Here is a 25642-nt window from a genome sequence, read left to right as displayed (position 1 = left end):
CTCAGCTGGCCTGCTCCCACCGGCCGCGGGCAGAGGCGAGCCGCAGATCCTCGAGCGTGTCCACGTCGAGCCGGAGGCCGGAGTCCGCGGGCACCGGCAGCTCGAGGTATCCGGCCGCCCGGTGTCGGGCGGCGGAGTCGGGGCCGAAGGCGGGGCGGTGGGTGGCGGCGTCCAGGGCGGTGATCAACACGGTGCCGGTGCCGACGTGGTCGCTCACCATCCCTCGCCGTACCTCGTCGGCCGCCGCCAGCGCGACCTCGAGCTCGTCCGGGGTGAGGGTGGGGACGTCGCCGAGCATGACGGCCACCCGATCCGTACCGGCCGCCTCGAGACCGGCGCGTACGGCGACCGTGAGACCCGGCGAGCGCTCGACCACCACCTCGGCGGCGACGCCGACGGTCCAGCACGGCTCGTCGGTGACCAGCAGCAGCCGTGCGACCCGGGCGGTGGCGCCAGCGGCGTCGAGGGTGCGCCGGGCGATCGTCTCGGCGACCTCGGGGCCGAGCCCGAGTCGGGACTTGCCGGTCCGGGGATCGCGCACCGGTACGACGAGGGTCCAGTCCTCCATCGGCCTCCTGTCGGGTTCGGATACGAGGCTACCCGTCGGGGGCCGTCGCTCAGCGGCGTGTGATCGGCTCGGCCACCGCCTGGATCCGCGCGGTCGCGAGCTCGATCATCAGCCGGGCGGCCTCGGAGAGGGTGGCGTCGGCGCGATGCACGATCGCATAGGTGTCGTAGGTGCGCGGCCGTAGCGAGACCGTCCCGGCGTTCGGCGCCAGCCGGGGGAGGAGCTGCTCGGCGGCACCGCGCGGGAGCACCGAGTCGGCGTACCCGGTGCCGACCAGCTCGACCGCCATCTCGACGTCTTCGACCTCGATCCGGGTCGGTGGGTTGCGGCCGGTCTCGTGCAGCAGGCCGCGCAGCGTCACCCTGGTGGAGTCCACCGCGCGCCAGGTGGTGTCGGGCATGACCAGCGAGGCCAAGGAGAGTCGATGGGGCGTGACCGGCGTGGCCAGATGGCTCGGGTCCGCGCTGATGTAGACCAGCTCGTCGCGAGCCACCGGGGTGATCGTCATCCCCTCGCCGGTCAGATTGGCCACCGACAGGATGGCGGCCTCGAGACGGCCGCGTCGCAGATCGTCCTGGACGTCGGCGGAGTTCTGCCCGATGAGCTCCACCCGGACGCCCGGGTAGCGGTCGAGGACGTCGCTGACCAGTCCGGCGCCGCCGTACAGGCGGGCGCTGCCGAACATGCCGAACCTGATCGTGCCGGTCTCGAACTGCTTGACGCTCTGCACCGCCTTCCGCGCCTCCTCCGCGGCGGCGAGGGTGCGCTCGGCGTACGGTCGCAGGGTGTCGGCCACGGTGGTCGGCACCACCCCACGGCCGACCCGACGGAAGAGCTGGACGCCGAGACCCCGCTCCAGGCCGCGCACCTGTTCGGAGATCGACGGCTGGGCGTAGCCGAGCTCCTCGGCCGCGGCGGTGAGCGAACCCTGCTCGTAGACCGCCAGGAAGACCCGCAGCTGGTGCAGTGAGAGCATAGGCACATCCTATGCCTTCGAGAGGAAGGATCGCCTACCTCTATGTGTCAAGGTGGTTCAGAATTGAACTTGTCAGCGAGGTCAAGGAACGTTGGAGGTCACCGTCGTGTTCGCCCACCACTGCACCAGTTGCGACCGCACGGAGCTCATCGACCCCAGCATGATCCTGTCGCTGGCCAACACCGAGCGTGGCATCGAGGTCCGCTTCGAGTGCTGGTGTGGTGCCGAGCAGAGCATGCTCAGCGGTCGTCGGGTCAAGAGCCGCGAAGCGGCGGCGGTGTGAGTGCCGGCGTACGCCGGATCCGTCGCCTGCTGAGCCTCGACAAGCCCTCCGCTCCCCATCCGAAGGGCGCCGACGACCGGGAATTTAGCGGTGCCCCCGAGGCCTCGGTACACTCGGCGACGCTGTCCGGGACCGACTCGCAGGGCCGGTCCTGAACTGCTGTGACGCCGCCTTAGCTCAGTCGGTAGAGCGATTCACTCGTAATGAATAGGTCGTCGGTTCGATTCCGACAGGCGGCTCCGTAGGAGCATCGAAGAAGTGGCCTCTGGCCAGCACAGACGCTGGCCAGAGGCCGTTCTTCCGTTCGGTGTGGCGACGTCGGATCCTTCGGGGATCGATGGAGACCTCCCACGGGATCGGTATCGGCTCCATGAGCGACGGCCCCCAGACCGCCTGGCCAGCCACGCTATCGATCTGACCATGCGAGCAGAGGCACAGGGGCTTCGCGGTGGTGTGGGCGTGGGCCCACGGACGGGGCTCTGCTCAGTTCGGGGCCTCCGTGTGGACCACAGTGCTCATCTCGCCGAGGACCGTGGTCCCGTCGGGGCCGTAGATCGTCGCCTCGGTGGGTCGCCGGGCCTGTGCGGCGAGCATCTGCGCTGGGTGGAGGGGTCGTCGGTGTCGGCGCCATCGATCTGGTCCTTGGGGACGTATCCCACCGTCCCGTCGGAGAGGTAGACAGACACGAGATCTGGCCACTGGTCGAACGGCGCCAGGCCCTTGCCCGGGATCGCTCCGTACGTCTGGCCGCTCCGATTGCGCGGGAACGGTGGCCCGTGTGGGACATCTGTGGGGTCCATCGGCGCATCCAGAGCCCGGGATGTGCTGGCGACGGCACCGGTCGCCCCCACCGCCGGGGGCCGCCCTCCCACGCACCTCCCGACCCGTCCCGGTCGCCGGGACAGGGATGTCGCCGGGACAGGGATCGCTACCCCGACCGGCGCGGTGACGGACCAGGCTATCGTTCGTGGACGGTGGCCTCACCCCGACGGGAGCGATCGAATGACCATGGCTGGACGGTGCGCGGTCGTCACCGGCGCGGCCGGAGGGATCGGCCGGGCGATCGCGGCGCGCCTGGTGTTCGAGGGTGTCCGGGTGGTCGTCAACGACCTCGACGCCGAGCGCACGCGCGCGACGGCCGCCGAGATCGGTGCCCAGGCGATCCCCGGCGATGCCGCCTCGGCGGAGGGTGTCGCGGCCCTGGTCGCCGGGGCTCGCGAGCGGCTGGGGGCGATCGACATGTGGTTCGCCAATGCCGGCGTCGCCCGGGGAGAGGGACTCGACGCGACCGAGGAGGAGTGGGCGCTGAGCTGGGAGGTCAACACCATGGCGCACGTGCGCGCCGCGCGCCTGCTGGTCCCCGAATGGCTCGAGCGCGGGGCCGGCCGGTTCGTCGCCACGGCCTCGGCGGCGGGCCTGCTCACCACCCTCGGCGCTCCGGCGTACACGGTCAGCAAGCACGGCGCGGTGGCGTTCGCGGAGTGGCTCTCCGCGACCTATCGGCACCGAGGGATCGTGGTCCAGGCGATCTGTCCACAGGGCGTCCAGACGGCGCTGCTCGACCAGGCCGGCGCGGCCCGGGAGCTCATCACCGCCGACGGCGCGCTCACCCCGGAGCAGGTGTCCGAGACCACCTGGCAGGGGCTCCAGGACGATCGGTTCCTGATCCTGCCGCACCCGCAGTGCGCCGAGTACTACCGCAACCGTGCCGCCCACCCCGATCGATGGCTCGCGTCCATGAACAGGCTCCAGCAGGGCCTGGAGCGTGCGGAGACGACGGACCCGGTCACCGGCCGACCGACCGAACCGTATGGAATCCTGGGCGGCGCCAGCGCCGCGCCGTACGTCGGTCCGAGGCCGACAGCGCGGTAGAGCCGATCCGATCCCAGATCTGAGCCACCATCCGACAGGAGCCATCGCATGACCACTGAGAACACCGGCCGTACCGCCATCGTCACCGGCGCCGCCCGCGGCATCGGCGCCGGCATCGCGACGAGACTGGCCGCCGACGGCCTCGCGGTCGCGGTGCTCGACCTCGACGAGGCCGCCTGCACGACGGTGGTCGAGAAGATCGAGGCGGACGGTGGCCGCGGCCTCGCGGTCGGGGTCGACGTCGCCGACGAGGTGGCGGTCACCGCCGCGGTGGAGCGGGTCGCCGACGAGCTCGGCGAGCCGACCGTGCTGGTCAACAACGCCGGGATCATCCGCGACAACCTGCTGTTCAAGATGAGCGTCGAGGACTGGGACGCCGTCATGGGGGTGCACCTGCGTGGCTCCTTCCTGATGTCGCGTGCGGTGCAGGCCTACATGACCAAGGCCGGCTGGGGCCGGATCGTGAACCTGTCGAGCACCTCGGCGCTGGGCAACCGGGGTCAGGCGAACTACGCCGCGGCCAAGGCCGGACTGCAGGGCTTCACCAAGACCCTGGCGCTGGAGCTGGGCAGGTTCGGTGTCACCGCCAACGCGATCGCCCCGGGGTTCATCGAGACCGAGATGACCAAGGCCACCGCCGCCCGGGTGGGCGTGCCCTTCGACGACTTCAAGGACGCCGCCGTCAAGGAGATCCCGGTGGGTCGGGTCGGTCTGCCGGCCGACATCGCGCACGCGGTCTCGTTCTTCGCCAGCGAGGGGGCCGGCTTCGTCTCCGGCCAGGTGCTCTACGTCGCCGGCGGTCCGAAGGCATGAGGGTCTTCAACGGCATCGCCGAGCTCGAGCAGGGTGTGGGCAGCCACCTCGGCCACTCGGACTGGCACACCATCACCCAGGAGCAGATCGACGCGTTCGCCGACGCGACCGGTGACCACCAGTGGATCCACGTGGACCGGGAGCGGGCGGCTCGCGGGCCGTTCGGCTCCACGATCGCGCACGGCTTCCTCACCCTCAGCCTGCTGCCGATGCTCATCTGGCAGGTCTACAAGATCGAGGGCGTGCAGGCCGGCCTCAACTACGGCGCGGACCGGCTGCGCTTCCCCGCACCGGTCCCGGTCGGGTCCCGCGTGCGGGCGGGGGTGGAGTTGACCGGGGTCACCGCCACCGCGACGGCCTACCAGGTGGCCACCCGGGTCACCATCGAGCTCGACGGCTCGGCCAAGCCGGCCTGCGTGGTCGACATGCTCTCCGTCGTGGTTCCCTGACGATGACGAGCGAGGCCGTCCCGGGTCTGGATCTCGGCGCGCTGGGGGAGTGGTTCGCCGACCGGATCCCGGGTGCCGGGTCCCGGCTGGCGGCCTCGCTCGTCGCGGGCGGCAAGTCGAACCTGACCTACGTCGTGACCGACGGGAGGCGGGAGTGGGTCGTGCGGCGTCCGCCGCTGGGGCACGTGCTGGCCACCGCGCATGACATGGCGCGGGAGTATCGGGTGATGTCGGCGCTGCGGGACACCGGCGTCCCGGTCCCGCGGACCTATGCGATGTGCACCGACCTGGACGTGGTGGGTGCCGAGTTCTACGTGATGGAGCGTTGCCCCGGTACGCCGTACCGGCGGGCGGCCGAGCTCGCCGAGCTGGGGGAGCAGCGCACGCGGGTGATCTCGGAGCGGCTGGTCGACACCCTCGCGGCGTTGCATGCGGTGGACCCGGAGTCGGTCGGTCTCGGCGACTTCGGCCACCCGGAGGGGTTCCTCGCGCGGCAGGTGGGCCGCTGGAAGAAGCAGCTCGATGCGTCGTACTCCCGGGACCTGCCGGCCGCCGACGAGCTGTATCGGCTGCTCGTGGCTCGCGTGCCCACCGAGGCCGCCGCAGGGATCGTGCACGGCGACTTCCGGCTCGACAACGTGCTGGTCGACGGCGCCGATCGGGTGACGGCGGTGCTGGACTGGGAGATGGCCACGCTCGGCGACCCGTTGACCGATCTGGCGCTGATGCTCGTCTACTCCCGTCTCAGTGCCGCGGGGGTGGACAGCGTGAGCGACGTCGCCACCGCGCCCGGCTTCCTGAGCGAGGGCGAGGTCATCGAGCGCTACTCCCGGGGCAGCGAGCGTGACCTGTCCGGCTTCGGCTTCTACCTCGGGCTCGCCGCGTTCAAGCTGGCCGCGATCCTGGAGGGGATCCACTACCGCTTCCTCCACGGACAGACCGTCGGCGAGGGCTTCGCCGGCGTGGGCGCGGCGATCCACCCGCTGGTGGACGCCGGCCTCGACGCACTCAAGGAGAACCACTGATGGACTTCGCATTCGATGCGCGCAGCGAAGCTCTGCGCGAGCGCCTCCTCGACTTCATGGACAGCCACCTTCATCCCGCCGAGCAGACCTTCGAGGGCCAACTCGCGGCCCTCGCCGAGGACGGGGGCGACCCGTGGGCCTGGGACTCGGTGCCGGTGCTCGGCGAGCTGCGGGCCGAGGCCCGCGAGCGCGGCCTGTGGAACCTCTTCCTGCCGGGCGAGGGCGGCGCCGGGCTGACCAACCTGCAGTACGCGCCGCTGGCCGAGATCAGCGGCCGCAGCCCCCACCTCGCGCCCGCGGTGATGAACTGTGCCGCGCCGGACACCGGCAACATGGAGGTGCTCCACATGTTCGGCACGCCCGCGCAGAAGGAGCGCTGGCTCACACCGCTGCTGGACGGCGAGATCCGCTCGTCGTTCGCGATGACCGAGCCGGACGTGGCCTCCTCCGACGCCACGAACATCGCCACCTCGATCGTGCGCGACGGCGACGAGTACGTGCTCAACGGCCGCAAGTGGTGGATCACCGGGGCGATGAACCCGAACGCCAGGATCTTCATCGTGATGGGCAAGACCGACCCGTCGGCGGCACGGCACCGTCAGCAGTCGATGATCCTGGTGCCGCGGGACACCCCGGGTCTGGAGATCCGTCGCGGCATGGAGGTGTTCGGGTACGACGACCACGAGCACGGCGGCCATGCCGAGCTGAGCCTCACCGACGTCCGGGTGCCGGTGGAGAACCTGATCGGCGCCGAGGGGGAGGGGTTCGCGATCGCACAGGCCCGTCTCGGACCCGGTCGGGTCCATCACTGCATGCGGTCGGTGGGCATCGCCGAGCGGGCCATCGAGCTGATGTGCGCCCGCGCCGAGGAGCGGGTGGCCTTCGGGCGGCCGCTGGCCGAGCAGGGCGTGATCCGGGACTGGATCGCCGAGGCCAGGGTGCGGCTGGAGCAGCTGCGGTTGCTGGTGCTCAAGACCGCCTGGCTGATGGACACCCAGGGCAACCGCGGTGCCCACACCGAGATCCAGGCGATCAAGATCGCCACCCCCCACACGGTGCAGTGGATCCTCGACAAGGCCATCCAGCTGCACGGCGCGGGCGGTCTCTCGCAGGACTTCCCGCTGGCCAACATGTACGCCGGCATCCGTACCCTCCGCTTCGCCGACGGTCCGGACGAGGTGCACAAGAACGCCCTCGCGAAGAGCGAGCTGGCGCGTCAGGCCGGGCGCCGGGCCGCGAGGCGGCCGGCTCGATAGCGCTCGGCCCCGCCTCGGGCCGGGCCGTGGCCGGCCGGTTGACAGCGTTCGGGACGCCGAGGACTCTCGAAGGGGGAGAGAGGGGCCCGGGATGGTCCACGACGACGAGCTCGCCTACTGCGAGGACTACCTCGGCACGCCGACCCTCACCGGCTGGACCTACGGCCGGACGAGCGAGGGCACCTGGTTCGCCGACGGACCGTGCCCGGCGTGCGGCGGACGGGCCTACGGTCCGTTGCTGCCTCCTGCTCCCGCCGGCCAGGCGTTCGGTGCGCAGACGAGCGACGACGCCGGACGGCGCGAGTTCCTCGCCCGCTGTCACTGCTCGTGGAGCCATCACCGCCCCGCCGGCACCGGTTGCGGGCGGACCTGGCAGGTGGTGGTCCCGCCGGGGCAGGACGGCACGGATCCATCGCCCACCTCGCCCGCGGTGAGTGCCCAGGACGTGGACGCGGAGCGGCTCCTCGACGAGTACGCCGCCGACGAGCTGGCCCGCGTCCAGGGCCATGCCCAACGGTGGACCGCGGGCCTCGCCGCGGTGATCGCGGTGCTCTCCACGGCCACCGTGATCGGCGGTCCGGGCTCGGTCGCCGACATCGGAGGATCGGCGCGGGTCGCCGTCGTGATCCTCGTCGTGGTGTGCGCCGTCGCGCTGGTGCTCGGCGTCTACCTGTCCTATCAGGCGGCCTTCGGCACGCCGCTGACCCGCTCCCCGCTCGATGACCTGGTCAAGCGGCCGGGCCCGTTGGCCGGACGGGGAGCCCGGTGGCGCGAGGCGGTCGCCGAGACCGTCAGGAAGTCCCGCCGGAGCCTGGTCGGCGCCGTCGCTGCGACCCTCGCGGCGACCGGCCTGCTGTTGGCCGCGTTCGTCGTCCTCTGGGTGGCACCGGCGCCGGATCCGGGCGGCGCCGAGTACTGCGTCCGGACCGCGAACGGCGTCACCGTGCTGAGGGGTGACGTCCCGGCGGTGCGGGCCGGCACGCTCCCGATCACCGCCTGCACGCGATAGCGCAGGAGCCTCACCCGCCGGGGGTCCACCCCAGCGCCGGCGCGACGTGGCGCGCCATGTCGGTGAGCAGCCGGATGTTCTGCGCCAGCCCGAAGCCGGGCGGCAGGAAGAGCACCAGCTCGTCCGCGGCGCGCAGCCCGGGATCGGCCAGGACCGAGGCGGCCACCTGGTCCGGGTCACCTTGGAAGACCGGGCTGACCAGCAGACCCGGCGGCAGCCGGTCGGTGGTGAACGTCTGCTCCAGCGCACCGCGGGGCTTGGAGGCGGCCGGGCCCTTGGTGCGGCGCTCCAGGTCGTAGGCGCGGTAGAGCTCGCGCAGCTCCGGGGTCGGGCCGGGCAGCACCGAGGCCGCGACCGCCACCGGTGGCGCGGCGGTCGGGCCGGTCCAGGCGCCGCGATACTCGGCGATGAGCCGGGCCTGATAGTCGGAGAAGGTCTCGTCGGTGACGTCGTGCAGGATCGTGCCGGTGATCAGCCGCAGGCCCTGCTGCGCCGCCTCGACCGCGGAGGCGATGTGCCCGGCGCCGTACCACAGCCGGGAGCGGAGCGTCTCGCTGTGCGGGGTCACCCGCAGCTCGGTGCCGGGCACGAACCCGTCCGCCGGGTCGGTGACCGTGTCCAGCGTCCTGCCCTCGACCGCGTCGAGGAAGCGGGTCAGCCGGCGGCGGCCCTCGCTCCGGTCGTCCCCGAGGACACCGCCGAAGACGCCGTCGAACTGGCCGCGGCCGTGACTCATCGCGATCTGCACCCGGCCGTCGGCCAGCAGATCGGCGGTGGCGGCGTTCTCGGCCAGCAGGATCGGATCCTGGTAGCGCATCGCGATCACCGCGCTGCCCAGCGTGATGCGCTCGGTGTGCTGGGCGACGGCGGCGAAGAACGGGAACGGTGCGGAGAGGTAGTTGTCGAAGTGCCGCTGGTAGCACCAGCCGGACTGGTAGCCGAGGCGTTCGGCCACCCTGAACAGCTCGATGCCCTCGCGCAGTCCCCGCGCGGCCCCGCCCGGACCGCTGCTGAAGGAGACGCGGGTGTTGAAGCCGAGGCGCAGTGGGCGCGTCCGGGCCGGCGGTTCGGTCGTCGGGGCGGGGATCAGCTGGGTCATTGGGTTCCTCTCGGCACACGTACTCGGCACACGTGCTCAGGCGCGCAGGGCGGTGTCGGCCTCGTACGCCGCCGGCTCGGTGCGGGATCGGCCGCCGGGGATGGAGGCGATCAGCTCGCGGGTGTAGTCGGTGAACGGGTGGGCGAAGACCCGGCCGACCGGGCCCTGCTCCACGATCCGGCCCTGCCGCATCACCGTCACCGAGTCGGCGATCTGGCGCACGATCGCCAGGTCGTGGGAGACGAACACGTAGGTGAGCCCGAGCTCGGCCTGCAACCGGACCAGCACCTCCAAGATGCCGGCCTGCACGCTGACGTCGAGTGCCGAGGTCGGCTCGTCGAGCACGATCACCTCCGGCCGGAGCACCAGCGACCGCGCGATCGCCACCCGCTGTCGCTGTCCGCCGGAGAGCGCCGTCGGGCGCCGGGAGAGCAGATGCTCGCCCAGCCCGACCGCCTGCAGCGCCTCGCGCACCCGCTGGCGCCGCTCGGTCCGGCTGCCCACGCCGTACCGGTCGAGCGGCTCGGCGACGATCCGCCCGATCCGCCAGGTGGGATCCAAGGAGGTGAACGGGTTCTGGTAGACCAGCTGCAGGTGGCGGCGTACCGAGCGCAGCGACTGGTGCGAGCGCCCGTGCACCGCCTCGCCGTCCAGCAGGATCTCGCCGCGATCCGGGGACTCCAGGCCCAACAGCAGCCGCACCGTGGTGGTCTTGCCCGACCCGGACTCCCCGACCAGCGCATGGGTGGTGCCCGAGGCCACCCGGAAGGAGGCGTCCTCGACCGCGGCCAGCTCGCGGCCGTCCACGGCGAAGGTCTTGGTGACGGTGCGGAACTCGATCTTCGGCGCCGCCTCCGGTACGTCGACCTCCGGTACGTCGACCGGTGCCCTCAGCTCCCGGTAGCGCTGCGGGTTGAGCGAGGGCACGTCGGCATGCAGTTCGCGGGCGTACTCGGAGGCCGGTGCCGCGAACACCTCGGCGGTGGCGCCCGCCTCCTGGACGGTGCCGTCCTTGAGCACGACGATGCCGTCGGTGCGGTCGGCCGCGATCGCCAGGTCGTGGGTGATGAGCAGCAGGCTGATCCCGAGCGAGTGCTGCAGGTCGGTGAGCAGGTCCAGGATCCGCTTCTGGATCGTGACGTCGAGTGCGGAGGTCGGCTCGTCGGCCACGATCAGCCGCGGGCGCGGGATCACGGTGAGCCCGATCAGCACACGCTGCAGCATGCCGCCGGAGAGCTCGTGCGGGTAGGACTCGTAGACCCGCCGTGGGTCGTGCAGTCCGACCTGGGCGAAGGTTTCCAGCACCAGCTCCTCGCGGGCCCTCTTGGTGAGCCGTTCCGACCGCAGTGCGGTCGCCTCCCGGGCCTGGGCACCGATGGTTCGCACCGCGTTCAGCGAGTTCGACGGATCCTGCGGCACGAAGCCGAGCTCGCTGCCGCGGAGCCGGCGGAAGTGCCGCTCGCGCATGCCGAGGATCTCCTCTCCGCCGAACTCGACCCGGCCACGGGTCCGGGCGAGGTCGCGCGGGAGCAGCCGCAGCACGGCCCGGGCGATGGTGGACTTGCCCGAGCCCGACTCGCCGATCAGTGCCAGGCTCCGGCCCGGCTGCAGGACGAAGCTCGCCTGGCTCACCACCTCGTTGCCGCCGTAGGCGACCGAGAGGCCGTCGACCCGGAGCAGCGGTGGGGAGATGGCCGGGAGCTCGCCGGTGTGGGCGGCGCGCGTGCTGATCATGGGGTTCTCCTGCGGGCGGACTGGAGGGGCGGTCACGGGCGCTCAGGCGTTGCGGCGCAGCCAGCGGCTGATCCGGTTGAGGGACAGGACGGTGACGACGATGACCGCCGCCGGTGCGTAGATGAGCCAGGCAGCGAACGGATACTGCTCGCCGTCGGCCACCAGCCGGCCCCAGTCGGAGGCCGGCGGCGGGTCGCCGTACCCGAGGAAGGCCAGGCCGGCGATGACCAGGATGGCCAGGCCGAACTGCAGCACCGCCAGCGGCACGATCGAGCGCGAGGCGTTGGGCAGCACGTGGGTGAGCACGATCCGCCACCGCGATCCGCCCTGGAGATAGGAGGCCTCGATGAAGGTCGCCTTGCGGACCTTGATCACCTCCGAGCGCATCACCCGGGCGAAGACCGCGATGGCGGTGATCCCGGTGGCGATGGCGGCGTTGATCGTCTTGAACCCGAGCGCGCTGACGATCGCCACCGCGAGCAGGAAGCCGGGGATGGCCAGCAGGACGTCGACGAACCGGGCGATCACGATGTCGGTCCAGCCCTCGAAGAACCCGGCGATCAGGCCGAGCAGGCTGCCCACGATGACGCCGATCGCGACCGCGACCAGGGCGCTGGTGACCGACGAGGCCGCCCCGTGCACCACCCGGGCGAACAGATCCCGGCCGAGCTCGTCGGTGCCGAACAGGTGAGCGCCGCTGGGGTGCAGCAGCTTCTGCGACGGTACGCCGGCCTTCGGGTTCTGATGGGCGAACAGCCCGGGCGCCACCGACCAGGCCACGATCACCGCGACGACCAGGAAGGAACCGATCACGGTGGGTGGCACGGCCAGGGCCCAGCGGCGGCCGGCGCGCACGCCGCTCGGTCCGGTGAGGATTGAGACGCTCATCGCGAGCCAGCCTTTCCGGTGGAGGTGAGGGCCGAGGGGGTGAACGGCGCCGAGCGGGTCGCCGGGACCCTCCGGCGTATCCGGTGGGTGGCGCGCACCCGCGGATCCAGCAGCGGGTAGACCAGGTCGGCGGCCAGGTTGACCACCACGAAGATGACGGCGGCGAGTGAGACGACCGCCTGGATCACCGGCGTGTCCTGGGTGGTCACCGACTGCTGCACCAGGTTGCCCAGCCCGTCGCGACCGAAGATCTGCTCGGTGATGACCGCCCCACCGAGCAGCTCGCCGACGATCAGCGCGATCACCGTGACCACCGGCAGCGCGGACGGCTTGAGCAGGTGTAGCACGAACAGCCGGCCCTGGGTCAGCCCCCGGGAGCGGGCGACGGTCGCGTACTCCTGGCCGGCCTCGCCGTTGAGGTTGGCGATCACCACCTCGGCCAGCTGAGCCGAGACCGGGATGCCGAGGGTGAGGGCGGCGAAGAAGGTCGCCGTACCGCCCTGGGAGTCGACCACCGAGAACAGCCCGAGGTGGAAGGAGAAGACGACCAGGACGATCATCCCGATCACATAGTTGGGCACCGAGAGGAACAGCGACGGGAAGGCCCGCAGCACGTCCCGGCCGGCCCACCTCGGCAGTGCGTAGGTGCCGTACCCGATGGCGAAGGCGAGCACCAGGGCGACCAGCAACGCCTCCCCGGCCAGCGCGAACGTCGAGCCGGCGACGGAGCCGATCATGTGCGAGACCGGGAGGTTGCTTCGCAGCGAGATCCCGAGGTCGCCGGTGAGGAAGCGGCTCAGCGACTGCCAGAGCTGGACGTAGATCGGCTGGTCGAGCTTGTAGTAGGCCACGATCTTGTCGACCTGGTCGGGCGTGAAGCCGTTCTCCGGGTTGTTCAGCATCCCGGAGACCGGGTCGCCCGGCAGGATGCTGATCACCGCGAACGTCACCACGTAGGCGACCAGGATCACCACGATCGCCTGGACGACGCGGGTCAGCAGGTAGCCGAGGTAGGTGTTCCTCATCGGGCTCCTTCCAGAGGTGTCACGACGCCGACGGCACGCTCAGCCGAGGGTGGCGTTGCGGAAGCTGGGGAACGCGGTGCTGTCCTCGACGAGCCCCTTGAGCGAGGCCGAGGTCACCAGCGGGCGCTGCACGATCTGGGTGATCGGGATGTAGTAGGCCTGCTCGAGCACGTACTTCTGCAGCTCGGCCAGCTCGACGTTGCGCTTGTCGGGGTCGGTCGCGCCGCTGATCTGGGTGCGCAGCTTGTTGAGGGTGACGTCCGAGGTGCCGAGGTTGAACCAGTTCTCGCCCCCATCGGCGCTGGTGAAGACGTTGGCGGCGGTGGAGGCGTCACCGATCGAGCGGGTGATCTCGTAGGCCGGCACCGAGGAGCTGCCGATCACCACCTTCTCGCCGTAGGTGATCACGTCGTAGGCCTGCACGGTGACCTTGAAGCCGAGCTTGCCGAGCTGGGTGGCCACCAGCTGGTCGACCTGCTTGGAGGTCGGCAGGTACGGGTTGGCGTACAGCGTCAGGTCGGCCTCGGTGCCGTCCTTGGTCAGGTAGCCGTCGCTGCCCTTGGTCCAGCCCGCCTGCTTGAGCAGCTTGGCGGACTCGGTGGGGTCGTAGCCGAACTCGGAGCTCTCGTCGGCCACGCCGGGGACGGTCTGGTTGAAGAACGAGGTCGCCGCCTTCCAGTCCGAGGTGTAGACGGTGGAGAGGATCTCGTCACGGTCGATGCCGTGCTGGACCGCCTGCCTCACCTTGGTGTCGCTGAACAGCGCGGTCTTGGTGTTCAGCGCGAAGCCGTAGGTGAAGCCGAGGTAGACCGGGGTGTAGACGGTGAACCCGCCGGACTGCAGCTGGGTGATCTGCTGGGGCGTGGGGTTGTAGGCCACCTGTGCCTGGTCCGACTGGACGGCCGCGGTGCGTACGGCCGGGTCGGCGTTCACCTTGTAGGTGATCTGGTCGAGGTGGGCCGCGCCGGTGTTGCCGCTCGCCGCCGGACCCCAGTCGTAGTCCTTGCGCTTGACCAGGACGACGTTGTCGTCGCTCTTCCACGACTTCACCGTGTAGGGGCCCGATCCGTAGTCGGTGGCGAGGTCGGCCTGCTGGGTCGCCGAGCCCGCCAGCGCCTTCGGCGCGATCAGGATGCTGCCGGCGTAGCCGAGCACCGGGATGAAGCCGAGCGTCGGCGAGCTGAAGTCGACCTTCACGGTGGTCGCGCCGACGGCCTTGGCGCCGGTGTAGGTCTTCGGGAAGAGGCCGATCGGGGCGATGCCCTTGTCGCTCTGCCCCTTGGCCCAGTAGTCCAGGTTGGCGACCACCGCGGCGGCGTTGAGCTTCTCGCCGTCGGAGAAGGTCACGCCCGACCTCAGCTTCAGGGTGAACTCGGTGTAGTCGCTGTTGTGCTTCCAGCTGGTGGCGATCCAGGGTGAGGCCTTGCCCTTGTCGTCGACGTAGACGAGCTTGTCGGCGATCTGGTTCCAGACATTGCCCTGGAAGCTGGAGATCGAGGAGCTGTTGGGCACCCAGGTGTCACCCAGCGAGTCGATCAGGAAGGTGATGCTGCCCCCGGCGGCCGATCCGCCCGAGCCGGAGCCGCTGCTGCCGCCGGAGCCCCCGCCGCAGCCGGTGACCAGGAGCGCCGCGGCGAACATGCCGACGGCGGCTCGGAGGGTCCGGGTGGGAGATCGGCGACCGCGGCGTGCGGACAGAGACGGCTTCATGGGTGTTCTCCGTGACATGGGTGGCGGGAAGGGCTCGTGGTGGGGGTGGTCGACGGGGTCAGGCGGCCAGGACGCGGCGCCCGGAGGCGAGCAGCACGGTGTCCTCCTGCGGCGGATGGACGCGCACGCAGAGCACGTCCCGCAGGTGCCGCTCCAGCGGATGGTGGCGACTCAGGGCGGGGTTGCCCAGCGCGCCGACGGCCGTCTGTACGGCGCCGATGACGGCGCGGCCGATGGCGACCTTGATGTTCGACAGCTCCGCCAGGACGCCGTCGTCGCCGGCCTCCAGGCGCAGCAGCGCGCCGTGCAGCAGAGTCTCGGCGACGGTGATCTGCAGGTCGATCTCGCCGGCGACCGCCTGAATCCGCTCGGTCTGGGCGATCGGTCGGCCCAGCGCCGCCGGCACCCGGGTGCGAGCGAAGTCGACGAAGGCGGCCCGGGCCGCCTTGGCGACGCCCAGGTAGAGCGCCTGGTGGGCGAAGCCGGTGGGTCCGGTGGTCGCCGCCGGGTCGCGGTAGACCCCGTCGGCGCCGCGCGGGATCTCGACGAACGCCTCCGCCGGCAGCCGGACGTCGTCGTAGACCACGTCGTGAGTGTTCGAGGCGCGCAGCCCGAGATGATCCCAGGTCTCGATCCAGGCGATCCCGGGCGAGTCGGCCGGGACAATGACGTGCCCGACCCGTGGCTCGCCGGTGCGCCCCGGCTCGTCGGCGACGGTCCACACGAGGTGGACGGCGAGGCTGGTGCCGCCGGTGGCGTAGGCCTTGTGACCGCTCAGCGACCAGCCGTCCGGTGTCCGGGTGGCGGTGGTGGTCGGCAGGCCGCCGCGCGCCGGCGCACCGAGCTCGGGCTCGGCCCGGATCGCGTTCACCGGCGCCGGACCGACCACCGAGCGGGCCAGCAGGTCGGCGTACAGCTCCGCGGGCCAGTGCGGGTGAGCGGCCTGCGCGGCGTGCGCCATCAGGGTGTTCGCCGCGATGAGTGCGACCGAGGGGTCGCCCTGACCGAGCGCGGTGACGATCCGCGCGGCGTCGCGCGGGCCGAGGCCCGGACCGCCCCAGCTGGTGCCGACGGTGGCGGTGAGCAGGCCGGCCGCATGCGCCACCCGCAGGCCCTCGATCGGGACGGCGCCGGAGCGGTCGTAGGCGGCGGCGGTGGTGGCCACCTCGGCGCTCACCGTCGCCAGGTCGTCCGCGCCCAGTGCCGGGGTGGGCAGCGCGAAGGTCCGCTCGGCCGCCGTGGTCACGCGCTCTCCACCTCGCCGCGGCGGGCGGTGGCGTAGCCGGCGTACTCCGGACCGTAGTTGCCCGGGTGCTCCGCCTGCAGGCGGCCGCGTTGGCCGGTGGCCTCGCGGTGGGCCAGCTCCTGGCGGACCAGCGGCAGGACGTAGCGACCGTAGTCGACCGCGTCGGCAAGGGTGTCGTAGCCGCGGATCGAGACCAGGTCGGCGCCCAGGTCGACGTAGTCGAGGATCGCGGCGGCGACGGTCTCCGGCGAGCCGACCAGTGCGGTGGAGGCACCGGTGGCGTTGGTGGCCGCGGCGGTCCTGGTCCACAGTGCGCGGTCGTAGAGGTCGGACTTGGCGGCGAACTCCAGCGCGCGCTTCGAGCCGACGTTCTGCGGCTCGCCCTGGGCGTGCAGCTGCTTGCCGAACGCCGCCTTGGCGAAGGTGTCGGCGATCCTGCCGACGTAGTCGTGCGCCTTCGCCCAGGCCAGCTCGTCGGTCTTGGCGATGATGGGGCGGAAGGTCACCCAGATCCGGGGGTTCGGTCGGCCGTGGCGCTCCGCGATCGCGTTGACCCGCTCGATCTGCCCACGGATGTCGGCCAGTGGCTCGCCCCAGAAGCTGAACACGTCGGCCTTGGCGCCGCCGACCTCGAAGGCCTCATCCGACGAGCCACCGATGGAGATCGGGATGGTGTCGCCGTACGGCGCGAAGCCGGGCCCGAAGCCGTCGAAGGAGTAGAACTCGCCGTCGTGGCTGAACGGCGCCTTCTCGGTCCAGCTGCGGCGCAGCAGGTCGATGTACTCCGAGGTGCGGGCGTAGCGGCGCTCCTTGGGCAGGTAGTCGCCGTGCCGGGCCTGCTCGGCATCGGAGCCGCCGGAGATCAGGTGGACCACGGCACGGCCCTCGGTGAGCTGGTCGAGGGTGGCGAGCTGCTGTGCCGCGACCTGGGGGAGTGCGGTGTTCGGTCGCAGCGCGACGATCGGCTTGATCCGCTCGGTGAGCGCTCCGACGGCGGAGGCGACCACGAAGGAGTCCGCCGTGCCGGAGCCGTAGGGCAGCAGGGTGTAGTCGTAGCCGCCGTCCTCGAGGGCGCGCACGTAGGTGCGGAAGTAGCTCAGCTCGATGCCGCGGGTCTTGATCGGGTTGAGCTCGGTGGCCGGGTTGAGATGGGAGAGGCTGATGAACTCGACGGTCTTCGCGGCGGTGGCCGGGATGCTCTGGCCGGTGGTGAGTGCGAGGGTCATCGGGGAGCTCCTTTCGGAAGGACACACTTAAATGTGTTTGTTGACTGAGTTACTGATATTTAGGCCGATGAGGCTCCCGCGCCGAGTTGCAACCGCCGGGTGGTGGGCCTGGTACGACGCTACGGGCGCCGGAACGCCCGGTCCAACAGGTATGAGGTATGGGATCCGATAGCCGGGGGTTATCGACCGGTCCGTCCGGCCCCTCGACCCGGCTCGGCGCCGGTCGCCACCGGCCGGTCGAGGTTGCTCCACTGCGACCACGACCCCGGGTAGAGCCGGCCCTCGACACCGGCGATGGCGAGCGCGGCGAGCTGGTGGGCGGCCGTCACCCCGGAGCCGCAGTACGCCGCCACCGGCCGCTCGGTCGCGCCCAGCGCGGCGAACCGATCCCGCAGCTCCTCGGTCGGGCGGAAGTGTCCGTCGGCGGTCAGGTTGTCCCCGGTCGGCGCGTTGTGGGCGCCGGGGATGTGACCCGCCTTCGGGTCGATCGGCTCGCTCTCGCCGCGGTAGCGCTCCGGTGCCCGGGCGTCGAGGAGGACGCCGTGTCGCGGCCAGGAGGCGGCCTCCTCGACGCTCAGCACCGGCAGTGAGCCGGGCCGGACGCTCGCGTCGCCGGGGGTGGGCGTCACCTCGTCGGTGGACAGCGGGCCGCCGGCGGCCGTCCAGGCCGCCAGGCCGCCGTCGAGCAGCCGGACATCGGCGAGGCCGGCCCAGCGCAGCAGCCACCAGGCCCGGGCGGCGGCGAGATTGCCGCTCGCGTCGTAGGCCACCACCCGGTCGTCGTCGTGGATGCCCCAGCGGCGGATCGCCGCCTCGAGATCGACCGGGTCGGGCAACGGGTGCCGGCCGTTCGTCGGGTCGCCGCCGTGGCCGGCCAGCTCGGCGTCGAGGTCGACGTAGACCGCGCTCGGGATGTGGCCGCCCCGATACTCGCCGTGCCCCGGCGGGCCGCCCAGGCTCCAGCGCACGTCCAGCACGATCGGGGGCCGGGAGGCGGTCAGGTCGGCGGCCAGCTCCTCGGCGGTGGTGAGCACCGCGGCGCGGCCGGTGTGGGAGGTCATGGGATCAGGCTCCTGGGGACTGTGGGACGAGGGCAAGGGCAGGGCGGGAGAAGAACGTCTCGCCGGCGATGCGGGCGGTCTCGGCGACGGCCGGGTCGAGGCCGCGCCGCGCGATCAGGCGCAGGGCGGCGGTGCCGGCGGTGGGCAGATCGCGGCGTCGGGTCAGGCCGAAGGGCCGGCCACCGGCACTCGGCAGCAGCGCGACCCCGAGTCCGGCGCGTACGCCGGCCAGCACGCCCTCGAGAGTGCTCGACTGTGCCGTCACCTCGACCATCCGGCCGGCGGCGGAGAGCAGCTGCAGGGCCTGCTCGCGCAGGCCGCACGGCTCCTCGAAGGCCACCAGGTGGAGCGGCCGGCCGGGTTCGGGCGGAGTCCAGCCCGGGGCGGCGTACCAATGCAGCGGGAGCTGGCCGACCTCGTGCCCGGCGCCGCTGCCGCTGGGGTCGAGCACGAAGGCGAGGTCCAGGGTGCCGCGGGTGATCTCGTCGGCCAGCCGGGTGGAGCGGCCGATCTCGAACCGGGTGGTGGCATCCGGGAAGGCGTCGCGGATCACGCGCAGCATCTCCGGGAGCACCTGCTCGGCGGCGTGCTCGGTGGAGCCGACGGTGATCGCGGTGTGCTGTTCGACCGCGAGGCGTCGCATCACCTCGTCGTGCATCTCCACCAGGTGGCGGGCCTCGGCGAGGACCCGGTCGCCCTCCGCGGTGAAGCGCATCTGGCGGCCGTCCTTGACGAACAGCTTCCGTTTCAGGCCTCGCTCGAGCAGTCGCACATGCTGGCTCAGCGCCGGCTGGCTGAGGTGGCGCACGGTGGCCGCCTTGCTGAACCCGCCGCACTCCGCGATCGCGATCAGCGTCCTTAGGTGCTCAATGTCAAGCGAATTAGTCATGTTTAGATCGTAGCGGGCCGCCGCCGGGATCCGGTCAGGTCTCGGATCGCGGAGCGCCGCGGTCGCCCAGGGTCAGCGACGGATGCGGCGCAAGCCGCTGACCAGGAGGGCGAGGACGGCCGCCAGGGCCGCGACGACGACGGCGACGTCGAGCAGGAGCATGACCCACGAGAGCGACGTGGGGTTCTCCAGCGGCGAGTAGAACCCGGTGGTCGTCGGGAACGGCGGGTCCACGGCCCGCTGATCCTGGTGAAGCCACGCGAACGGCCATCCGAACGCCACCGCGCGCTGGTCCGATCTGTCGAGGAGGGTGACGTGACCCAGGAGAGGTGAGATCAGGACGATCCCACTCGAGACCAACAGGATGACGCCGGCGGCGAGCACGCCGGACGGACGGAGCCGACCCCGCGAGCGGGGCCCGTTCGTGGATCTCGTCGCCGAGCACTCCGCCGCGTTGGTCATGCGCCGATGGTCCCAGATCGGGACGAGGACGGCAGGCGTTCGGCCATCTATCAAGGTTCTTTGTCGATCGAGTGAGAAGACAAATCTTGGACGGGATCCGGTCCGCGGGGTGACCGTGGTGAGATGACCTCGACTGTGCTGCCCGCTGCCACCTCGCACGCCGCCTCGCATGCCGCCTGGGACGAGCCCGACGGCCTCGCCCCGCGTGGCACCCTGATCCTGCTGCCCGGCCGCGGAGAGAGCGCGGCGACGTACGGCCGGCTCGGCCGGCGTCTGTCGGCCGACGCCTACAAGGTGCGCTACGTCGAGATCGACCTGGACGACCTCGACGCCGCCCGGGATCGGGTCGCCGACCTGCTCGACGACGCCGACCTGCCGGCGCCGAAGGTGCTCCTCGGGGCCGACACCGGCGCCGCGGTGGCGGCGGCGCTCGCCGCGGACCCGCGGGTGGATGCGGCGGTGATCGCCGGTCTCGCGCTGCCCTCGGCCGACACCGCTGGGTCCGGGATCTCCGGATCCGAGACCCCGCAGAGCGCGGGGTCCACCGACTGGGACGCCGAGCTCGAGGCCCGCTCGGCCTGTCCGGCGCACCGTCGTGTGCTCAGCGAGGACCCGGAGTTCGACCGCGGCAGCCTGAGCCTGCCGGTCCCGCCGGGGCTCGTCCCGGCGCCCACCGACAAGCCGGTCCTCGTCCTCCACGGCAGCGCCGACCCGGTCACCCTGGCCGCCGACGCCTTCGACGAGTTCCGCGATGTCGACGGCGCCGAGCTGCGGCTGATCACCGGTGCCCACCATGACGTGCTCAACGACCTCAGCCACCGCTCGGTGGCCGCGACCGTCATCCTCTTCCTGGAGCATCTCAAGCTCGGTGCCGGAGCGCCGGCGATCGTCCACCAGATCCCGCGATGACCGTGCCGGTGACTGTGCCGGCCGACCTCCTCGAACGGCTCCGCGCCGGAGTCGGCCGGTTCGGCAGCGTCTCCGCCGACCCTGCGGACCTCGCCGTCGCCGCCGTCGACCGGTCGGGGGCGCGCCCGGTCGGGCTGCCCGCCGCGCTGGTGCGCGCGGAGCGGGTCGACGACGTCCGCGAGACCCTCCGGATCGCCCACGAGCACCGGGTGCCGGTGGTGCCGCGCGGCGCCGGCACCGGACTGGCCGGCGGAGCGCTGGCCGGCGCCGGCAGCGTGGTGCTCGACCTGAGCGGGCTGGACCGGATCCTCGCCATCGACGTCGACGACCAGACGGCCACCGTCCAGCCCGGCGTCATCACCGCCGAGCTGGACCGCGCCGCGGCGGCGTACGGGCTGCGCTACACGCCGGATCCGGCCAGCGCGGCGATCTCGACCGTCGGCGGCAACATCGCCACCAACGCCGGCGGTCTGCGCTGCCTCAAGTACGGCGTGACCCGGGAGGCCGTCCTGGGCCTCGAGGTGGTGCTCGCCGACGGCACCCTGATCCACACCGGCCGGGCGACGCTCAAGGGCGTCGCCGGTCTCGACCTGACCTCGCTTTTCGTCGGCTCGGAGGGAACCCTCGGCGTCGTGGTCGGCGCCACCGTGCGGCTCCACCCGAGACCGGCGGTGACGCTGACCGCCGCGGCCACCTTCCCCGACGTCGCCGCCGCGGCGGCCGCCTGTACGGCGATCGGCCGGGCCCGGTGGCAGCCGTCGATGTTGGAGCTGCTCGACCACCACACCCTCGCCGTGATCGACCGGGTCCAGGGCACCGACTACGCCGATCGCGGCGGCGCGCTGGTGATCGCCCAGGCCGACGGGACCGGTGCCGAGACCGAGATCGCCGCGATCGCCGAGCTCCTCGGCAAGGAGGCCACCTGGGTCGAGGTCGGCCTCGACGAGGCCGGGTCGGAGGCTCTGGTCGCCGCGCGTCGGCTGGCGCTGCCCTCGATCGAGGCCGTCGCCCACGCGCTCATCGAGGACATCTGCGTGCCACGCTCACGCCTGCCCGAGGCGTTCGCGGGCGTCGACCGGATCGCCCGGCGACACGGCGTCGAGGTCTACTCCTTCGCCCACGCCGGCGACGGCAATCTGCATCCGATCATCGGCTACGCCGCCGAAGCGCCGGGCCAGGCGCCGGGCGAGGTGCCGGCGGAGGTGGTCGCCGCCGGCGACGACATCTTCGCGTTGGCGATCGAGCTCGGCGGCACGGTCACCGGCGAGCACGGCATCGGCGCGCTCAAGCGGGACTGGCTCGACCGCGAGCTCGGTCCCCAGACGCGAGCGGTGCAGCGCGCGATCAAGCACGCACTCGACCCCCACCACATCCTCAATCCCGGCAAGGGCCTGTGAGCACGGAGCTGGCAGATGCGCATCCGCACCATCGAGACCCCGGATCTCGGCAACCGCAGCTATCTCGTCGACGACGGCACCGTCAGCGTCGTCATCGACCCGCAGCGCGACATCGACCGGGTCGAGACGCTGCTCGAGGACGGTCCGGGCCTGGCCGGCGTGCTGGAGACCCACATCCACAACGACTACCTGACCGGGGGTCTCCAGCTGGCCCGGCGTGCCGGAGCGGCGTACGGGATCAACGCGGCCGACGAGGTCGACTTCGATCGACTGCCGTTGCACGACGACCAGGTGCTGGCGTTGGGCACCCTGGCGATCCGGGTGTTGGCCACTCCCGGCCACACCGACACCCATCTCTCCTACCTGGTGACCGACACCGCCGCGGTGACGCAGCCGCCGGTGCTGTTCAGCGGCGGCTCGCTGCTCTACGGCACCGTCGGCCGCACCGATCTGGTCGATCCGGCCCGCACCCGTGAGCTCAGCCTCGCCCAGTACCGCTCGGCCCACCGCCTCGGTGCGCTGCCGGGCGACACGGTGCTCTGTCCGACCCACGGCTTCGGCAGCTTCTGCGCCGCCGCTCCGGCCGTCGCGCGCGGCGGCCAGGACCAGTCGACGATCGCTGCCGAGCGCGGCGCCAACGTGGCGCTGCTGGCCGCCGACGAGCAGAGCTTCGCCGACGAGCTGATCGCCGGCCTCGGCGCCTATCCCGCCTACTACGCCGAGATGGCGCCGAGGAACCTGCGTGGCCCGAGCCTGCCCGAGCTCGGTCTGCCCGAGCCGCTCACGCCGACCGCGCTGGCCCGACTGCTGCACACCGGTGCACACGTGGTCGACCTGCGGCCGGGCGCCGACTTCGCCGCCGACCACCTCGTCCGGACCCTCAGCATCGGTCTGGGCAGTCAGTTCGCCACCTACGTCGGCTGGCTGACGCCGTACGACGAACCGCTGGTCGTGATCGGGGAGACGGCGGCCGACCTGCTGACCGCGCGACGCGCACTCGCCCGGATCGGCCGCGAGGAGTTCGAGGCCGCCTGGGGGTCGCTCGACGCGCTCGCGCCGGCGGTGCCGCGCCGCGGCTACCGCAGGGCGAGCTTCAAGGAGCTGGCCACCGAGCGGGTGGCCGGTGACCTCGTCCTCGACGTGCGCCGGGTCGAGGAGTACGCCGCCGGGCACCTGCCCGGTGCCGTGCACCTCGCGCTGCACGAGCTCACGGCTCGGCTCGACGAGCTGCCCCGTCGCCGTACCTGGGTGCACTGTGCCGGTGGCTTCCGGGCCGGCACCGCGGCGAGCATCCTGGACGCCGCCGGGCGCGAGGTCATCCACATCGACGACCGCTACGACGGGGCCGTCGAACTGGGGCTGACCCGATGAGGTGGACCCGATGAGGGGGACCCGATGAGGACCGTCGAGTCGAGCGCGCACTGGGGCTCCTTCCTCGCCAGTGTGGACGAGGACGGCGAGCTGCTCGACGTACGTCCGCACCCCGATGAGATCGACCCCGCGCCCGCGATCGGCAACGTCGCCGGCGCTCATCGGGCCGCCTCCCGGGTCGCCCGGCCGGCCGTACGGCGGCGCTGGCTGGAGCGCGGCCCCGGGCCGGACGAGACCCGCGGCGACCCGGACGACGTCTACGTCGAGGTGGACTGGCCGACCGCGCTCGATCTCGTGGCCGGCGAGCTGAGCCGGGTCCGGCAGCAGTACGGCAACTCCGCGATCTTCGGCGGCTCCTACGGCTGGGGGAGCGCCGGCCGGTTCCACCACGCACAGAGCCAGCTGCACCGCTTCCTCAACCGGATCGGGGGCTACACCAGGTCGGTCAACGACTACAGCCGGGGTGCCAGCATGGTGCTGCTGCCCCACCTGATCGGACGCCAGGGCGACCTCGATCTGCGCGCGCGGCCGGTCTCCTGGGCCGAGGTCGACCGGCACACCGAGCTGCTGGTCACCTTCGGCGGCCTGCGTCGCTCCAACACCTGGGTGGTCCCCGGCGGACACCACCGGCACCTCGGCTCCGCCGCGGCCCGCCGGGTCGGCGCGAGCACCCGGGTGGTCTCCCTGTCCGCGCAGCGCGACGACGCCTTCGCCGACTTGGGCGCGGAGTGGATCGGGATCCTGCCGGGCACCGACACCGCGGTGATGCTCGCCCTGGTCTGGGTGCTGCTCACCGAGGGTCGCGCCGACCAGGCGTTCCTGGCTCGCTACACCGTCGGCGCCGACCGGGTGTGCGACTACGTGCTCGGTCGCGCCGACGGCGTTCCCAAGACCCCCGAATGGGCCGAACGGATCTCGCGTGCACCGGCGCAGCGGCTGCGCGCGCTCGCCCACGAGATGGCGGACTCGCGGGCCCTGGTCAACGTCGTCTTCGCCCTGCAGCGCGGCGAGCACGGCGAGCAGCCGATCTTCGCCGGACTCACCCTGGCCGCCTTCCTCGGCCAGCTCGGACTGCCCGGTGGTGGCTTCGTGCACGGCTTCGGGTCGATGGGCGACTACGGCAACGGCAGTCGGAGGGTGCCGCTGCCGACGTTCCCGCAGGGCGTCAACCCGGTCGCCGACTTCATCCCGTGCGCCCGGATCAGCGACCTGCTGCTGCACCCGGGGGAGAGGTTCGACTACGACGGCGGCCACCACCGCTACCCGCACGTCCGGCTCGCCTACTGGGCCGGCGGCAACCCGTTCCATCACCATCAGGACCTGCGGCGGCTGCGGCGCGCCCTCGGCCGGCTGGAGACGTTCGTGGTCGACGAGATGCACTGGACCTCGACCGCCCGGCACGCCGACATCGTGCTCCCGGTCGCCTCGCCCCTGGAGCGCGACGATCTGGCGGCCGGCAACGGGGACGCCCGGCTGCGCGCCAGCGCCAAGGTGGTCGAGCCGTACGCCGGGGCCCGCACCGAGTTCGCCATCTTCACCGATCTCGCCGACCGGCTCGACGCCGACTTCACCGAGGGCCTGGACGAGGCCGGCTGGCTGCGCCGGATCTATCAGGAGTGGCGGGCCGCGCCGGGTTCGCCCGCGGCGCCGCCGTTCGAGGAGTTCTGGGCGGCTGGCGGGGTCGACCTGCCGCGGATCCCGTACGACGACCCGGTCTTCGCGGCCTTCCGCGCCGATCCGGACACGAACCCGCTGCAGACCCCGAGCGGCCGGATCGAGCTCTACTCCCAGACGCTGGCCGGCTACCGGCAGGCCGACGTACCGCCGCACGCCAGCTGGCTCGAGCCGCGCCGGGTCCCGGCCGCCTTCGACCTGCATCTGCTGTGCAATCAGCCCAGTCATCGGCTGCACAGCCAACAGGACATGGGTGCGGCCAGCCAGGCGACCAAGGTGGCCGGCCGTGAGCCGGTCCGGCTGCACCCCGAGGATGCCGCCGCCCGCGGCCTGGGCGAGGGCGACGTGGCACTGGTGCGCAGCCCGGCCGGCAGCCTGCTGGCCGGTGTCGTGGTCACCGACGCGGTCCTGCCCGGCGTCGCCCAGATGCACACCGGGTCCTGGTTCGACGGCTCCGCGCCCGAGGTGGCGGACTGCGTCAACGGCAACGTCAACGTGCTCACCGAGGACATCGGCACCTCCGCACTCGCCCAGGGGTGCACCGGTGCGCACGTCCGAGTCCGTGTCGAGCGGTACGACGGCCCGCTGCCCGAGATCCGGGCCTACCGTCCGCCGGTGCTCGTCCCGTCCCCCGCCATCGACCAGCCGACCGACCAGCCGACCGACCAGCCGACCGACCAGCCGACCGACCGGTAGAGGA

Annotated in this window: 23 protein-coding genes and 1 tRNA gene; 12 read left to right on the top strand and 12 right to left on the bottom strand. The window is 72.1% G+C overall.

What is annotated here, in order from left to right; all coding sequences use genetic code 11:
• Position 1 precedes the first annotated feature (1 nt).
• Both QM638_RS15760 and QM638_RS15755 read right to left on the bottom strand, forming a co-directional pair.
• Positions 2 to 568, bottom strand: coding sequence for an NTP transferase domain-containing protein (locus QM638_RS15760; protein ID WP_415143323.1), 567 nt, complete (start codon positions 566 to 568; stop codon positions 2 to 4).
• A gap of 49 nt (positions 569 to 617) precedes the next feature.
• Positions 618 to 1544, bottom strand: a complete 927-nt coding sequence (locus tag QM638_RS15755) for a LysR family transcriptional regulator (RefSeq protein WP_415143321.1) — start codon at positions 1542 to 1544, stop codon at positions 618 to 620.
• A 91-nt stretch (positions 1545 to 1635) separates the two neighbouring features.
• Between QM638_RS15755 and QM638_RS15750 the strand changes: the two genes are divergently transcribed.
• From QM638_RS15750 to QM638_RS15715, 8 genes are all read left to right on the top strand, one after another.
• Positions 1636 to 1827, top strand: a complete 192-nt coding sequence (locus QM638_RS15750) for a hypothetical protein (RefSeq protein ID WP_415143319.1) — start codon at positions 1636 to 1638, stop codon at positions 1825 to 1827.
• 166 nt (positions 1828 to 1993) lie between these two features.
• Positions 1994 to 2066 (top strand) — tRNA-Thr (locus tag QM638_RS15745).
• A gap of 763 nt (positions 2067 to 2829) precedes the next feature.
• Positions 2830 to 3699 (top strand): SDR family oxidoreductase, encoded by an 870-nt coding sequence (locus QM638_RS15740; protein ID WP_415143317.1) that lies wholly within the window; start codon positions 2830 to 2832, stop codon positions 3697 to 3699.
• 48 nt (positions 3700 to 3747) lie between these two features.
• Positions 3748 to 4512: a 3-oxoacyl-ACP reductase FabG gene (fabG, locus tag QM638_RS15735; RefSeq protein WP_415143315.1), complete on the top strand. Its 765-nt coding sequence runs from the start codon at positions 3748 to 3750 to the stop codon at positions 4510 to 4512.
• Positions 4509 to 4961 carry a MaoC family dehydratase gene (locus tag QM638_RS15730; RefSeq protein ID WP_415143313.1) on the top strand — a complete coding sequence of 151 codons (453 nt, stop codon included), beginning with the start codon at positions 4509 to 4511 and terminating at the stop codon, positions 4959 to 4961. The genes fabG and QM638_RS15730 overlap by 4 nt, the downstream gene beginning before the upstream one ends.
• Before the next feature lie 2 nt (positions 4962 to 4963).
• A complete protein-coding gene (locus QM638_RS15725; protein WP_415143311.1) occupies positions 4964 to 5986 on the top strand; it encodes a phosphotransferase family protein in 1023 nt (340 codons plus the stop codon).
• On the top strand, positions 5986 to 7242 hold the full coding sequence (locus tag QM638_RS15720) for an acyl-CoA dehydrogenase family protein (RefSeq protein WP_415143309.1): 1257 nt from the start codon (positions 5986 to 5988) through the stop codon (positions 7240 to 7242). Before QM638_RS15725 ends, QM638_RS15720 begins: the two co-directional genes overlap by 1 nt.
• A 91-nt stretch (positions 7243 to 7333) precedes the next feature.
• A complete protein-coding gene (locus QM638_RS15715; protein ID WP_415143307.1) occupies positions 7334 to 8251 on the top strand; it encodes a hypothetical protein in 918 nt (305 codons plus the stop codon).
• A gap of 10 nt (positions 8252 to 8261) precedes the next feature.
• Here QM638_RS15715 and QM638_RS15710 read toward each other — a convergent pair whose 3' ends face one another.
• From QM638_RS15710 to QM638_RS15665, 10 genes are all read right to left on the bottom strand, one after another.
• Positions 8262 to 9350: an LLM class flavin-dependent oxidoreductase gene (locus tag QM638_RS15710; RefSeq protein ID WP_415143305.1), complete on the bottom strand. Its 1089-nt coding sequence runs from the start codon at positions 9348 to 9350 to the stop codon at positions 8262 to 8264.
• 36 nt (positions 9351 to 9386) lie between these two features.
• The gene (locus tag QM638_RS15705) at positions 9387 to 11084 is read right to left on the bottom strand and encodes a dipeptide ABC transporter ATP-binding protein (RefSeq protein WP_415143304.1); all 1698 of its coding nucleotides are present in this window, start codon (positions 11082 to 11084) and stop codon (positions 9387 to 9389) included.
• A gap of 42 nt (positions 11085 to 11126) precedes the next feature.
• The gene (locus tag QM638_RS15700) at positions 11127 to 11972 is read right to left on the bottom strand and encodes an ABC transporter permease (RefSeq protein ID WP_415143302.1); all 846 of its coding nucleotides are present in this window, start codon (positions 11970 to 11972) and stop codon (positions 11127 to 11129) included.
• Positions 11969 to 12997, bottom strand: coding sequence for an ABC transporter permease (locus QM638_RS15695; RefSeq protein ID WP_415143300.1), 1029 nt, complete (start codon positions 12995 to 12997; stop codon positions 11969 to 11971). Before QM638_RS15695 ends, QM638_RS15700 begins: the two co-directional genes overlap by 4 nt.
• Positions 12998 to 13036: 39 nt before the next feature.
• Positions 13037 to 14707, bottom strand: a complete 1671-nt coding sequence (locus tag QM638_RS15690) for an ABC transporter substrate-binding protein (protein ID WP_415143298.1) — start codon at positions 14705 to 14707, stop codon at positions 13037 to 13039.
• A 58-nt stretch (positions 14708 to 14765) separates the two neighbouring features.
• Positions 14766 to 15953, bottom strand: a complete 1188-nt coding sequence (locus QM638_RS15685) for an acyl-CoA dehydrogenase family protein (protein WP_415143296.1) — start codon at positions 15951 to 15953, stop codon at positions 14766 to 14768.
• On the bottom strand, positions 15950 to 17179 hold the full coding sequence (locus QM638_RS15680; protein ID WP_415143294.1) for an LLM class flavin-dependent oxidoreductase: 1230 nt from the start codon (positions 17177 to 17179) through the stop codon (positions 15950 to 15952). The genes QM638_RS15685 and QM638_RS15680 overlap by 4 nt, the downstream gene beginning before the upstream one ends.
• A 179-nt stretch (positions 17180 to 17358) precedes the next feature.
• A complete protein-coding gene (locus QM638_RS15675; RefSeq protein WP_415143293.1) occupies positions 17359 to 18240 on the bottom strand; it encodes a sulfurtransferase in 882 nt (293 codons plus the stop codon).
• Between the two features lie 4 nt (positions 18241 to 18244).
• Entirely contained in the window at positions 18245 to 19129 is an 885-nt protein-coding gene (locus QM638_RS15670; protein WP_415143291.1) for a LysR family transcriptional regulator, read from the bottom strand.
• Positions 19130 to 19201: 72 nt separating this feature from the next.
• On the bottom strand, positions 19202 to 19591 hold the full coding sequence (locus tag QM638_RS15665; protein WP_415143290.1) for a hypothetical protein: 390 nt from the start codon (positions 19589 to 19591) through the stop codon (positions 19202 to 19204).
• A 123-nt stretch (positions 19592 to 19714) separates the two neighbouring features.
• On the opposite strand from QM638_RS15665, the gene QM638_RS15660 reads away from it, so the two are divergent.
• The 4 genes from QM638_RS15660 to QM638_RS15645 are packed head-to-tail and all read left to right on the top strand — an operon-like array spanning position 19715 to position 25638.
• Entirely contained in the window at positions 19715 to 20500 is a 786-nt protein-coding gene (locus QM638_RS15660) for an alpha/beta hydrolase (protein WP_415143288.1), read from the top strand.
• An 8-nt stretch (positions 20501 to 20508) separates the two neighbouring features.
• Entirely contained in the window at positions 20509 to 21897 is a 1389-nt protein-coding gene (locus QM638_RS15655; RefSeq protein ID WP_415143286.1) for an FAD-binding oxidoreductase, read from the top strand.
• 15 nt (positions 21898 to 21912) lie between these two features.
• On the top strand, positions 21913 to 23268 hold the full coding sequence (locus QM638_RS15650; protein WP_415143284.1) for an MBL fold metallo-hydrolase: 1356 nt from the start codon (positions 21913 to 21915) through the stop codon (positions 23266 to 23268).
• Between the two features lie 24 nt (positions 23269 to 23292).
• Positions 23293 to 25638 (top strand): molybdopterin-dependent oxidoreductase, encoded by a 2346-nt coding sequence (locus QM638_RS15645; protein WP_415143282.1) that lies wholly within the window; start codon positions 23293 to 23295, stop codon positions 25636 to 25638.
• Positions 25639 to 25642 lie beyond the last annotated feature (4 nt).

Origin of the sequence: Nocardioides sp., assembly GCF_047606145.1 — a bacterium.
GTDB lineage: Bacteria > Actinomycetota > Actinomycetes > Propionibacteriales > Nocardioidaceae > Nocardioides.
This window is presented reverse-complemented; position numbering and strand designations above follow the sequence as displayed.